The sequence below is a fragment of the Paenarthrobacter sp. AB444 genome, from assembly GCF_028736865.1.
In the GTDB taxonomy this organism is placed as follows: domain Bacteria; phylum Actinomycetota; class Actinomycetes; order Actinomycetales; family Micrococcaceae; genus Arthrobacter; species Arthrobacter nicotinovorans_B.
In genome coordinates, this window is the sequence record NZ_JAQZBY010000017.1 from 88173 (window position 1) to 102003 (window position 13831).

The 13831-nt window shown below is 63.9% G+C and carries 7 protein-coding genes; 6 read left to right on the top strand and 1 reads right to left on the bottom strand.

Annotated elements, in window-relative coordinates; translation table 11 throughout:
• Positions 1-76 precede the first annotated feature (76 nt).
• From glgX to PQ627_RS18330, 3 genes are read left to right on the top strand one after another with little or no spacing between them, the layout of a single operon-like run.
• Positions 77-2191, top strand: coding sequence for a glycogen debranching protein GlgX (glgX, locus tag PQ627_RS18320; RefSeq protein ID WP_274262806.1), 2115 nt, complete (start codon positions 77-79; stop codon positions 2189-2191).
• A gap of 25 nt (positions 2192-2216) precedes the next feature.
• Positions 2217-2714 (top strand): ribonuclease domain-containing protein, encoded by a 498-nt coding sequence (locus tag PQ627_RS18325; protein ID WP_274262807.1) that lies wholly within the window; start codon positions 2217-2219, stop codon positions 2712-2714.
• Between the two features lie 22 nt (positions 2715-2736).
• Entirely contained in the window at positions 2737-3096 is a 360-nt protein-coding gene (locus PQ627_RS18330) for a barstar family protein (RefSeq protein WP_274262808.1), read from the top strand.
• Between the two features lie 67 nt (positions 3097-3163).
• On the opposite strand, the gene glgP is transcribed toward PQ627_RS18330, so the two are convergent.
• Complete coding sequence (gene glgP / locus PQ627_RS18335; RefSeq protein WP_274262809.1) at positions 3164-5788, bottom strand: alpha-glucan family phosphorylase; 2625 nt, start codon at positions 5786-5788, stop codon at positions 3164-3166.
• Positions 5789-5913: 125 nt separating this feature from the next.
• On the opposite strand from glgP, the gene PQ627_RS18340 reads away from it, so the two are divergent.
• From PQ627_RS18340 to PQ627_RS18350, 3 genes are read left to right on the top strand one after another with little or no spacing between them, the layout of a single operon-like run.
• The gene (locus PQ627_RS18340; RefSeq protein ID WP_274262810.1) at positions 5914-7998 is read left to right on the top strand and encodes an alpha-1,4-glucan--maltose-1-phosphate maltosyltransferase; all 2085 of its coding nucleotides are present in this window, start codon (positions 5914-5916) and stop codon (positions 7996-7998) included.
• Positions 7998-9794, top strand: a complete 1797-nt coding sequence (gene treS / locus PQ627_RS18345; protein ID WP_144661638.1) for a maltose alpha-D-glucosyltransferase — start codon at positions 7998-8000, stop codon at positions 9792-9794. Before PQ627_RS18340 ends, treS begins: the two co-directional genes overlap by 1 nt.
• A 1-nt stretch (position 9795) precedes the next feature.
• Positions 9796-13458, top strand: coding sequence for a 1,4-alpha-glucan branching enzyme (locus tag PQ627_RS18350; protein ID WP_274262811.1), 3663 nt, complete (start codon positions 9796-9798; stop codon positions 13456-13458).
• The last annotated feature ends 373 nt before the right edge of the window (positions 13459-13831 follow it).

Here is a 13831-nt window from a genome sequence, read left to right on the forward strand (position 1 = left end):
GAAATCAGGAGGCAGTTCGTCGTCATATGGGCCGCCAAGGCCGCACATACCGGGCGTGGAACTAAACTTGCCTTCAATGGTTATGCCTATCTTTGACACAGAAGCCGCCGTCGATGCCTCACGGCCACGACCCCTCGGACTGAGCGCACCCCAGCCCGCTCTTCCTCATGCGGAGAGAGCGCAAAACCATGAAGTGAACGTGGCCGTTTTCGCGCCGGACCTGGAACGGGTGGAGATCGTGTTCCAGGCGCCGGGCGAATCATGGCGTGCCCAGATCCTTCCCAACACGGAAAACGATGTGCATTTCGGGCTGGTCGGCGGATTGCCTCCGGGAACGCGCTACGGCTTCCGGGCCGCGCCGTCCGAGGGTGGGCTTCCGATGCCGGTTCCGGCGCTGGACCTCGACGACGACGACCGGCAGCCGCTGCTGCTGGACCCCTACGGGCGGGCCGTGGACCAACGTGGCGAGCTCCTGACAAGCGTCCACGTGGACACTGGCTTCGATTGGGGCAACGACCAGCCGCCGCGTACCCCGATGCGGACGTCCGTCATTTACGAGGCCCACGTCCGGGGCCAGACAATGCTCCACCCGGAGATTCCCGAGCACCTGCGCGGCACCTACGCCGGCATGGCGCATCCGGTGATGATCCAACACCTCACCGAGCTCGGCATCACTGCGGTGCAGCTGCTTCCCATCCACTTCCACCTGGATGAATCGCACCTCCAGGACCTCGGCATGACCAACTACTGGGGCTACAACACCGCCGCCTTCTTCGCTCCGCACGCCGACTACGCCACGGAAGCTGCACGCAATGCAGGTCCACATGCCGTGCAGGACGAACTCAAGGGCATGGTGAAGCTGCTGCATGCGGCCGGGATCGAAGTCATCCTGGACGTGGTTTACAACCACACCGCTGAAGCCGGCCCCGACGGACCGGTCCTGAGCTTCCGGGGTCTGGGGGAGAAACGCTACTACCGCCATGATGCCCATGGACGCTACCTGGACACTACGGGGTGCGGCAACACGCTGGATTTCAGTGAACCCGTGGTGGTGGACCTTGCGCTCGATTCCCTGCGCTACTGGGTCAACGAGTTCCATGTGGATGGTTTCCGCTTCGACCTCGCGGTGACTTTGTGCCGCGACGCTGGAAACACCTTCGATCCCGGCCACCCCTTCCTGCAGGCCATTGCGGAGGACCCGGTTTTGTCGGAGGTCAAGCTGATTTCCGAGCCGTGGGACGTGGGCTACGGCGGCTGGCAGACGGGCCGCTTCCCGCAGGGTTGGTCTGATTGGAACGACCACTTCCGGGACGGTGTCCGCAGTTTCTGGCTTTCGGACCGTGCCGCCATGGAATCCGGTGGCCATGGGGGTTCGGTGGCGTCGTTGGCCGAGCTGATGGCGGGGTCCGCAAACCTCTTCGGTTCCTCGGGCCGCACGCGCTTGGCGTCGGTGAACTTCATTACGGCCCACGATGGCTTCACCCTCAAGGACCTGGTCAGCTACGACCGCAAGCACAATGAGGCCAACGGCGAGCAAAACCGCGATGGCCACGGAGACAACCGCAGCTACAACCACGGGGTGGAAGGTCGTAGTGAGAACGAGGCCATCGTTGCGGCGCGGGCCTTGTCGATCCGGAACCTGATGGCCACGTTGCTGATCTCCATCGGCGTTCCCATGATCACTGCCGGTGACGAACTGGGCCGCACCCAGCAGGGCAACAACAACGCCTACTGCCAGGACAACCCCACGGCCTGGTTGGACTGGAGCCGGACCCAGGAAGCCAACGCCATGTTCCGGACTACCCGGGAGCTGGTCAGGCTGCGCCGCTGGTTCCTCCGCCACCAGCCGGAGAGCTTCCCCGGCCAAGCCAACAGCTCCAGCCTTCAGTGGTTCGATGACAAGGGTCAGCGGATGACGCCGGCACGCTGGAACGATCCCGGTGTTCGTGCCGTCCAGCTGCTGATGGGCCATGAGGACAGCGAGATCCGCGGGCTGATTGTGGTTAACGGCAACAACCACGACGTGAAGATGGTGCTTCCGGAGATCCTGAGTGAGTCGGGCATCGGCAAGCGCATGTTCGAACTCCGCTTCACCACCTCAGTGCTGCACGACCGCCGGAAGGGCGCGTTGGTGGCCAGCGGCGAGCGGGATATCCTGCAAGCCAACACCATCAACATCTACCGCACTTAGGTACCAAGCACAGGGAGTTCTCCGCATGAACCGCAGCCGCAGCAAACTGGTGGCTTTCGCGGGACTGGTGATCGCCGTCGTCGTGCTGGTTGTTGCCATGGTGGGCGGAGGCGCGCTGACGGCGCCGTCACCGGCGCCAAGCGTCCAAACCACAACGCCGACACCTGGCCCTTTGCCCACGTCAACGGCCGCCGTGCCTGGGAAGACCGCGGCCCCGTCGGCTGTGGAGAACCCCTCCGGCCTGCCCTCCATCAACGCCTCGCAGCTGCCGAAGGAAGCCCGCCAAACTCTGGCATTGATCGCCAAAGGGGGCCCGTATCCTTACGACCGTGACGGCGTGAACTTCGGCAATTTCGAGGGCCTGCTGCCCAAGAAGCCTGGGGGTTTCTACAAGGAGTACACCGTGCCCACCCCGGGGGAATCGGATCGCGGAGCGCGGCGGATCATCGTGGGTAAGGACGCCGCGAAGTACTACACGCCGGACCATTACGAGTCGTTCGCGTTCATCGTCGAGGACAAGTAGCCGAGGACACATAGAGGAGCCCATGAAGATCTACTCAGCAGACACCTGGACCGTGGAGGAACTTCAGGAGCAGGTTTCCGACGCAGGCCGCAGGACAGTCCTTGTGCCACCGGCAACCACCAAGCAGGCAGTCCTGGAGGTCTTTGGCCAGGTCCTGGACTTCCCCGAGTACTACGGCGTGAACTTGGATGCCCTGAACGATTCCCTCCACGACTACGCAGATGCCCTGTCAGAGGACGACGGCAGCCCCGTCACCATGATCTGGCAGGTCCCCGCCGCCTACCGCACGGACCGTTCCTTCGGCGTTGTGTGCGAAATCCTGCAGGACGCAGAGCGCTACGCAGGCCGTGACCTGGCGATCATCGCAGTTTTCGAGCACTAAAACGTCGGTGGCCCGCTTTTCCGTTGTTGGGCAACAACGGAAAAGCGGGCCACCGACGTGATTGGGACTAGGCGTTCGCGATCAACCCAAGTTCAGCCTTGGACGCCAACGCCGAGTGCTTCGGGAAGACCCGGACGGTGTAGCCGAAGGAGCCTGAGCGGTTGATGACCAGCGAGCCGTTGAACAGGTGCCGCCCGTTTCCGAGGTCCTCCACCGGGTCCAGCTCCGCCACGACGATGTCTTCGAGTTCGTCGGATTCCTCCGCACGGCCGAATGCCACTTCCACGGAGACGTCGTCGGGCGTCAGGTTGTTCAGCGCGACGTAGGCGTTGACCTGCAGGCTGTCGCCCACTTGGGGTTCCTCGGAGACGCCGACCGAGTCAACGTGTTCCACTACAACCTGGGGCCACGCCTCGCGAACCTTTGACGTCCAGGCTGCGAGTTCCTTGGCCTCCTTGAAAGACTCGGCAACGGCCCTGCGACCTGACACCGCGGCCGGGCAGTAGAGGTTGTTGACGTAGTCGTGGAGCATCCGTTCGGCCGAAACGGCGGGGCCGAGGTGGGCGAGCGTGTGCTTGATCATGGAGACCCAGTGGGTCGGCACGGTCTCGTGGCTGGACTCGGAGGGGCCTGCGGCTCCGGCGCCCTGGGCAACCGTGGTGCCGTAGAAGCGCGGTGCCACCTGGGTTTCAAGCAGCTCATAGAGCGCCGCGGCCTCGATGTCGTCCCGTTCGTCAGCGGATGCGCCGTTGTTGGCCGTCGGGATGGCCCAGCCGTTCTCGCCGTCGTACATCTCATCCCACCAGCCGTCCAGCACGGAGAGGTTGAGCGAGCCGTTGATCGCGGCCTTCATGCCGGACGTGCCGCAGGCTTCCAGGGGACGCAGCGGGTTGTTGAGCCATACGTCGCAGCCCGGGAACAGCGTCCGTGCCATGGCGATGTCGTAGTTCGGCAGGAACACGATCCTGTGCCGGACGTCGGGGTCGTCGGTGAAACGGACCAGGTCCTGGATCATCTTCTTGCCTGCGTCATCTGCCGGGTGCGACTTACCGGCGATGACCAGCTGGATGGGGTGCTTGGGATCGAGCAGCAAGGCCTTCAGCCGTGCGGGGTCGCGCAGCATGAGGGTAAGCCGCTTGTACGTTGGCACGCGGCGGGCAAAGCCGATGGTGAGCACATCCGGGTCCAGGACGGAGTCGGTCCAACCCAGCTCGGCATCGGCAGCTCCGCGTTTCTTCCAGGAAGCCCGGAGCCGGCGTCGGACGTCTTCGATGAGCTGTGTGCGGAGTTCACGGCGGAGGCCCCAGACGTCCTCGTCGCTGACGTTGTAGGCCAGGTCCCAGCGACCCAACGCTTCGGCTTCAGCCCCGAACTGGTGACGTGCCAGGGAGGAAATCCGCGGATCCACCCAGGTGGGGACGTGGACACCGTTGGTGACGGAGGTGATCGGAATTTCGGAATGGTCGAACCCTGGCCACAGGCCGGAGAACATTTCGCGGGACACCACACCGTGCAGCTTGGCCACGCCGTTGGCACGCTGCGCCAGGCGCAGGCCCATCACGGCCATGTTGAAGACCGAGGGGTTGCCGCCGTCGTAGTTTTCGCGGCCGAGCTCCAGGATCCGTTCCGTGGGCACGGCCGGCGCCAGTCCGGCGTCGAAGAAGTGCTTGATCTGCAGCGCCTCGAAACGGTCGATGCCGGCAGGTACGGGCGTGTGCGTGGTGAACACGGTGGACGCACGGCCGGCAGCAAGGGCTTCTTCCCAGCTGAGGGGGTGCTCGGGGTCGGACATGGCTTCCTGGATGCGTTCAATCCCCAGGAATCCGGCGTGTCCCTCGTTGGTGTGGAAGACCTCGGGCGCAGGGGTCCCTGTCAGTTCCTGGTAGACGCGCAGGGCCTTGACGCCACCCATGCCCAGGAGCAGTTCCTGCTGCAGGCGGTGGTCGCCGCCGCCGCCGTAGAGCCGGTCGGTGATGCCGCGCGCGGCTTCGTCGTTCGAGGGGACGTTGGAGTCCAGCAGCAGCAGCGGAACGCGTCCGACGTCGGCACGCCACACGTGCGCGTGCAGCTCGCGGCCGTTGGGCAGCGGCAGGGAAATGTGGACCGGCTTGCCCTGGCCGCCGTCCTTGGCCGGGTGGCGGAGCAGGGTCAGCGGGAGGCCGTCGGGATCCAGGACGGGGTAGGTTTCCTGCTGCCAGGCGTCGCGGGACAGTGACTGCTTGAAGTAGCCGGCCTGGTAGAGGAGCCCGACGCCGATCAGCGGCACGCCGAGGTCCGAAGCTGCCTTGAGGTGGTCGCCGGCGAGGATGCCCAGGCCGCCCGAGTACTGCGGGAGAACTTCCGTGATGCCGAACTCGGGGGAGAAGTAGGCAATGCACGCCGGAGCGTCCTGGCCGAGGCCCTGGTACCAGCGCGGTTCGCTGAGGTAGCGGTCAAGGTCCGCAGCCGCAGCCTGCACGCGTTCCACTACTTCGCCGTTGTTGGCCAGGTCCTGCAGCTGTTCGCGGCTGATCGATCCGAGAAGGGCTATGGGGTCGTGCTGGGCTGCCTCCCACAGGCCGGGGTTGATGCTCGCAAAGAGTTCCCGGGTTGGCCGGTGCCAGGACCAGCGCAAGTTGGTCGCCAATCGGGCCAGTGGCCGGATGGGCTCGGGGAGGACGGTACGGACTGTAAACCTTCGAATTGCCTTCACGAGCGCCACACTAACCGACTCACATGGCAGTCGGAACAGGATCGGGTTTCTTTTAGGTAAATGTCATCTTGCGTCGAGTAGAAACCTCGTTTGCTTAGCATTCTGTGATTTTTCTCGCTAACGTCATGGTTGTGACGAAAACTGCGCGAACCACCACCGTTCTGAAATCCAAGACGACAACGGACATCACCGACGGACTTCGCTTCGGCCGGTTTCCCATCACGGCCGTGCAGCCGGTGGTGGAAGGTGGCCGTTTCCCGGCGAAGGCCTTGCCTGGAGAGGACCTCGTGGTTGGCGCCACGGTCTTCCGTGAAGGGCACGACCAGCTGGGCGTATCCGCCGTCCTGCTTGACCCCAGGGGCAAGGAGCGCCAGCGCGTGCGGCTCGCCCCGGCCCAGGGCGAGCAGTGGAAGGGCCTTGACCGCTGGGAAGGCCTGATCACCCCCAGCGGAACAGGTGCGTGGTCGTTCGTTATCGAGGCCTGGCACGACCGCTACGGTACGTGGCACCACAATGCCGAGGTTAAGGTCGCCGCCGGCATTGACGTTGAGTTGATGCTCGCCGAAGGTGCGGCCCTTCTGTCGGGAGCAGCCGACGACGCCGGACGCACCGGTGCTGAAAAGCGCACCCTGCGTGCCGCTTCCGTCGCGCTCGCCGACACCACCAAGTCTGCCGAGGAGCGCCTTGGCGCCGGTTTCAGCCCCGAGGTGCTTGCCGCCGTCGAGCGTCTGCCGATTCGTGAACTGGTGACGGTCTCTGAGCAGTTCCCGCTGCAGGTGGAACGGGACTTGGCCGGCCGCGGCTCCTGGTACGAATTCTTTCCGCGCTCCGAAGGCGCCGTGCTGGACCACTCGACGGGTGTGTGGACCTCCGGCAACTTCCGCACGGCGGCCAGGCGGCTCGACGCCGTGGCGGAGATGGGCTTCGACGTCATCTACCTGCCGCCCATCCACCCGATCGGCTTCCAGCACCGCAAGGGCCGCAACAACACGTTGACGCCAGGGCCCCAGGATCCGGGCTCGCCGTGGGCCATTGGTTCCAAGGATGGCGGCCACGATGCCATCCACCCTGAGCTGGGAACGTTCGAGGACTTCGACGCCTTCGTCGCCCGCGCCAATGAGCTTGGCCTGGAGGTGGCTCTGGACCTGGCCTTGCAGGCAGCTCCGGACCACCCCTGGGTCACGTCCAACCCCGAATGGTTCACCACCCGCGTGGACGGTTCGATCGCCTACGCCGAAAACCCTCCGAAGAAGTACCAGGACATCTACCCCCTGAACTTCGACAACGATCCCGTAGGCCTGTCCAAGGAAATCCTGCGCATCGTGCAGTTGTGGATCAGCCACGGGGTCAAGGTCTTCCGCGTGGACAACCCCCACACCAAGCCCGTGTGGTTCTGGGAATGGTTGATCGGGAAGATCAACAAGAAGAACCCCGAGGTGGTGTTCCTGGCGGAGGCCTTCACACGCCCGCCCATGATGCACGCCCTGGGCCGGGCCGGATTCCAGCAGTCCTACACGTACTTCACCTGGCGGAACACCAAGGCCGAGCTGGAAGAGTACTTCTACGAGGTCAGCCATGTGAGCCCGGCGTATTTCCGCCCGAACTTCTTCGTCAACACCCCGGACATCCTCACCGAGTACCTGCAGTACGGCGGCCCGGCGGCCTTCAAGATCCGTGCAGTCCTCGCCGCGACAGCCAGCCCGCTATGGGGTGTCTATGCAGGCTATGAGCTGTACGAGCACGTGGCACGGCCCGGCGCCGAGGAGTACATCGACAACGAGAAGTACGAGTACAAGGCCCGGGACTGGGAAGGCGCGGCCGAATCCGGACGTACGCTGGCCCCCTACATCACCCGGCTCAACACCATCCGCAAGGACCACCTGGCGTTGGGCGACCTGCAGAACCTGACCATCCACCGCAGCACGGATGACGCCACGATCGTCTACTCGAAGCACAAGACCTTGCCCGATGGCACCAAGGACACCTTGATCATCGTGGTCAACGTGGATCCGCACAGTACCCGCGAAAGCACTGTGTCGCTGGACCTCGCGGCCCTTGCGCTGGACCCGGCCGACCTCAACGAAAACGGACAGTTCCGCGTCGATGACCTCATCAGCGGACAGAGCTGGTGGTGGGGGGAACACAACTACGTCCGCCTGGATGCCCACGTTGAGCCGGCACACGTCCTGAGCATCAGGAGGCTGCCTTAGTGAGTTTTTCCCCGCAGAACCCCACCCAGTACTTCACTCCGAAGAACACCTTCGAGTTGAATGCCCCCGGTCTCCAGCATGATCCGCTCTGGTACCGCAAGGCAGTCTTCTATGAAGTCTTGGTGCGGGCTTTTGCGGACGCCAACGGGGATGGTTCCGGCGATTTCCAAGGATTGATCGACAAACTGGATTACCTCCAGTGGCTGGGCGTCGATTGTCTCTGGCTGCCGCCGTTCTTCCATTCCCCGTTGCGCGACGGCGGCTACGACATTGCCGACTACACGTCCGTCCTGGATGAATTCGGTACCATCAGCGACTTCAAGCGGCTGGTGGCCGAAGCCCACGCCCGTGGCGTACGGGTCATCATCGACCTTCCTTTGAATCACACTTCGGACCAGCACCCCTGGTTCCAGGAATCCCGGAAGGATCCCACGGGACCCTACGGGGATTTCTACGTGTGGAGTGACACGGACGAAAAATACCAGGACGCCCGCATCATCTTCGTCGACACCGAAGAGTCCAACTGGACGTTCGATCCCATCCGGCGGCAATTCTTCTGGCACCGGTTCTTCAGCCACCAGCCGGACCTGAACTTCGAGAATCCCAAAGTCATCGAGGCGCTGTACGACGTCATCCGCTTTTGGCTGGACCAAGGCATCGACGGTTTCCGCGCTGACGCCATTCCCTACCTTTTCGAGGAGGAAGGGACCAACTGCGAGAACCTTCCGGCGACCCACACGTTCCTCCAGGACCTCCGCCGCATGGTGGACGAGAACTATCCGGGCAGGGTCATCATCGCGGAGGCCAACCAGCCGCCGCACGAAGTGGTGGAATACTTCGGCACCGACGAAGCCCCGGAGTGCCATATGGCCTTTCACTTCCCGATCATGCCCAGGCTGTACTACGCCCTGCGGGACCAAAAGGCTGCGCCCATCATTGAGACGTTGCGTGATACCCCCGAGATTCCGCGGGGCGCGCAGTGGGGAACGTTCCTGCGGAACCACGACGAACTGACACTCGAGATGGTTCCCGCGGAGGAACGCGCGGCGATGCTTGGCTGGTATGCCCCGGACCCGCGCATGAGGGCGAACATAGGAATCCGCCGCCGTCTGGCTCCGCTCCTGGACAACTCCCGGGCAGAGATCGAACTCATCAACGCTTTGTTGTTGTCCCTGCCCGGCAGTCCCTTCCTCTACTACGGGGACGAGATCGGCATGGGCGACAACATCTGGCTCGATGACCGCGACGCCGTCCGCACGCCCATGCAGTGGAACCCCGACCGCAATGCGGGCTTCTCCTCTGCCGACCCGGGCAAGCTGTACCTGCCGGTGATCCAGTCGCTGGTTTACAACTACAGCATGGCCAATGTCGAGGCCGAAGCCGCTCATTCCGGTTCGCTCCTGCGGTGGACCCGGCAGATCCTCAGTGTCCGCAAGAACCATCCCGTGTTTGGCCTGGGCGGGTTCCGCCACATCGAAGCTGATCATGAGGTGGTGCTGGCCTACGTCCGGGAGCTGCCGGCGGGAAACCCGGAAGGCGCGGACGCGGAAACCATTCTGTGCGTCTTCAACCTTTCCCAGCACCCGGTGGCGGCAACGCTGGATATTCCCGAGTTCGCGGGCCGCGGCCTGCGCGATATTTTCGGCGGCCAGCCTTTTCCGGCCGTTGGTGACAACGGTCATCTGACCGTGATGCTGGGCAGCCATAGCTTTTACTGGCTGCGGGTCCGCTCGGCATTTTCCAATCCCTCGTCGCCTTTTACCCAGGCGATTCCAGTGGTGACCTCCAAAGGATGAGATGAACAAGGACAACTTGAACCCCTCCGTTGAAGGACTTCTCCGGGCATGGCTTCCCGGCAAACGCTGGTTCCCGGTCAAGAGCCCCGACTTTGCGCTGGAGCAAGTGGGCAGCTTCCGGCTTCCAGGCGGCGGCGACGCCGAACTGGAGGTCTTGCTGCTGGCCGTCACCCACAGGACGGCCGACGGCGGCCCGCGGACCGACGTCGTGCAGGTACCGCTGAGCTTCCACAGCCAGCCGCTGGTTGACGCGCCGACGGCCCTCCTGGGTGAGATCACGGATCCTGGCCTTCGCCTGGTGTACGACGCCGTCTACGATCCCGGATTTATTTCGGCCTGGCTGCAACTGATGCGCAGCGAAGGAGCCGTGGCTTCGGTCCAGGGCCACCTCACCCATGGACGCGTTCCGCTCCCGGGAACTCCGGTATCGGTGCGGGTACTGTCCGGTGAGCAGTCCAACACGTCCGTCATAATCGACGACGGCGAGTCGGCCGCGATCGTGAAAATCTTCCGCGTCCTCTCAGCTGGCAAGAACCCGGAAGTGGAGCTGGGCGCCGCCCTGACAGCCGCGGACACCCGCGAGGTTCCCGCGACGTTGGGGTGGATCACGGGCTCGTGGCACGGGCCGGCGTCGAAAACCAATGCTGGGGAGTCCGTTGCGGAGTCATCCGGCGAGCTGACGGTTGCGCACGAATTCCTGAGCGGTGGCCTGGACGCTTGGCGCCTGGCTGTTGACGCGGCAGCGGCCGGCAAGGATTTCACGGACGAAGCCCGTGGGCTGGGAAAGGCCACGGCCACGGTCCACGCCAGGCTGGCGGAGACCTTTGGCACCCACGATGGCCAGGAGCAGGGCTCCGACATCATCGCAACCCTTGCCCGGCGTGTCCGGCAATCGTGGGCTGAGGCGTCAACCGCCGTCGGGCCTTATGACGTAAGTCTTGAAGAGCTGCTGTCCGCGCTCGATCCACAGTCCGTTGGCCAATTGCAGCGCATCCATGGCGACCTCCACCTGGGCCAGATCCTGCAGGTTCCCGGCGCATCGGGGGAGCCGGGCCGCTGGGCCATCCTGGACTTCGAGGGTGAGCCGCTCCGGACCATCGATGAGCGCAACAACCCCGACCTTCCCTTGCGGGACGTCACCGGCATGTTGCGCTCGTTCGACTACGCAGCCGGGGCAGCCATTCGGGAGAACCCCGAGGCGAAGGTGCCGGAAAACTGGGTGGATGACTGCGCCGCAGCCTTCATCGAGGGGTACAGCGACGTCACCCCTGGAACCATTGACCGCCAGTCGCCGCTCTTTGTGGCATTGTGGCTGGACAAGGCCTTATACGAGGTGGTGTACGAGCTGCGTAACCGGCCCGACTGGTTGTCGATACCGGTCAACGCATCGCGACAAATCCTCGACAACACAAGCCGCGGCAAGCATGCGGCAGCAACAGCGGAAGGTAATGACATGACTGGCTCAGCACGTACCGAACGGCCCCGAGTTCCCCTGCACGTGGACTCCGAGACCTTGGAACGCGTGGCGGCCGGCGCTTACCACGCGCCGCACTCGGTCCTCGGCGCCCATCTCGATGACCACGGCCATGTAACCATCAGGACGGTGAAGCACCTGGCCAAGACCGTCACGGTAGTCACCGAAGCCGGCCGCACCCCCATGGAGCACGAATCACACGGTGTGTGGGCAGCGGTCCTCGAACCGCTTCAGGCCGGGCATGTGCCGGACTACCGTTTGGAAGTGGTGTACGACGCCGAACCCGTCACCATCGATGACCCGTACCATTACCTGCCTACCGTGGGCGAGGTGGACCTGCACCTGATCGGGGAGGGCCGCCATGAACGGCTCTGGGATGTCCTGGGGGCGCACGTCCAGCATTACCGCTCTTCGCTGAGCGCCGTGGACGGTGTTTCCTTCGCCGTCTGGGCTCCGAACGCCCAGGCTGTTCGCGTGAAGGGCGACTTCAACGGCTGGGATGGTCGTTCGCACGGCATGCGGTCCCTTGGCTCCTCCGGGGTGTGGGAAATCTTCATCCCGGGCGTTGTAGCAGGGGCGTGCTACAAATACGAAATCCTCACCAAGTCCGGCCACTGGATCGAGAAAGCTGACCCGCTGGCATTCGGAACCGAGGTGCCTCCGCTGACGGCATCGCGCGTAGTAGACCCCAGCTACCGCTTCAAGGACGCGGAGTGGATGGCTGCCCGCGCCAAGAAGGATCCGCACAACTCGCCCATGAGCGTCTATGAAGTCCACTTGGGCTCCTGGCGCCTGGGCCTTGGCTACAAGGAACTCGCCAAGGAACTCGTGGAGTACGTGAAGTGGCTCGGCTTCACCCACGTTGAGTTCATGCCCGTTGCCGAACACCCCTTCGGCGGGTCCTGGGGTTACCAGGTGACGTCCTACTTTGCTCCGACGTCACGCTTCGGCCACCCGGATGAGTTCCGGTTCCTGGTGGACTCGCTCCACCAGGCAGGCATCGGCGTCCTGCTCGACTGGGTTCCTGCACACTTCCCCAAAGACTCGTGGGCACTGGCACAGTTCGACGGCCAGCCGCTCTACGAGCATTCAGACCCCGCACTGGGAGAACACCCTGACTGGGGAACCCTGATCTTCGACTTTGGACGCAGCGAGGTCCGGAACTTCCTGGTGGCCAATGCGCTGTACTGGCTCGAGGAGTTCCACGTCGACGGCCTGCGTGTGGACGCTGTGGCCTCCATGATCTACCTCGACTACTCCCGCGAAGAAGGCCAGTGGCGCCCGAACAAATTCGGCGGGCGGGAAAACCTGGAAGCGATCTCCTTCATGCAGGAAGTGAACGCCACGGTCTACAAAACCCACCCGGGCGCAATCGTCATCGCCGAGGAGTCCACGGCATTCCCCGGTGTTACGGCACCTACCAATCACGGCGGACTGGGCTTCGGCTTGAAATGGAACATGGGCTGGATGCATGACTCCCTCAAGTACATTTCCGAGGACCCCATCAACCGCAAGTGGCACCACGGCACCGTCACCTTCTCCCTGGTGTACGCGTTCACTGAGAACTTCCTCCTGCCCATCAGCCACGACGAGGTTGTCCACGGCAAGGGTTCCATGCTGCGCAAGATGCCGGGCGACCGTTGGCAGCAGCTGGCCAACCTGCGTGCCTTCTTCGCCTACCAGTGGTCGCACCCGGGCAAGCAGCTCATCTTCATGGGCAGCGAGTTCGGCCAGGAAGCCGAGTGGTCCGAGCAGCACGGACTCGACTGGTTCCTGGCGGACATCCCCTCGCACCGCGGCCTGCAGCTCCTGCTCAAGGACCTCAACGAGGTGTATTCAGCCACGCCTGCCCTCTACGAGAAGGACAACGAGGCCAGTGGTTTCCAGTGGATCAACGGCGGAGACGCCGACCACAACGTCCTCACCTTCATCCGCCGGGGCAACAACGGCAAGCCCCTGGTGTGTGCGGTGAACTTCTCCGGCGGTCCGCACCACGACTACATCCTGGGTGTTCCGTCAGCAGGGGAGTGGACGGAAGTGCTGAACACGGATGCCGAATCCTATGGAGGTTCCGGGGTAATCAACTCCGGCACCTTGAAGGCCACGACGCCGGGAACCGACGGACAACCGGCCGCACTGTCCGTCACCCTCCCGCCGCTTGGAGCCGCATGGTTCGCCCCGGCTGAGTAGCCGGCGCCCGCTCACGTTCCCCGGGTTTGGTTCGATCGCTCGCTCATGTTCCCGGGGTTTGGTGCGGTCGCTCGCTCACATAATGACCGCTTTTACGCGACGCTCCTTCACTGCGGTGGAGGAGCGTTGCTGGTTAAGCGCCAGCAAAGCGACCGACGGCGGACCCCGGCTGCGGCGTTTGGGTTCGGAACCGAGAGGCACGCCGTAGGTGGGGGCCAGGATCCATCCCGCCGAACCGGGGCTTTGCCAACCCGGCAGAGTGTGTGTATAGTTAATACCCGCGCTGCTCCCCAGTGGAGGGCGGTGATGCTGACAAGAACCCGCAAGGAAAATCAAGTCCAGCTCACCGATTTGACCCGGAGGCAGGCAGCGT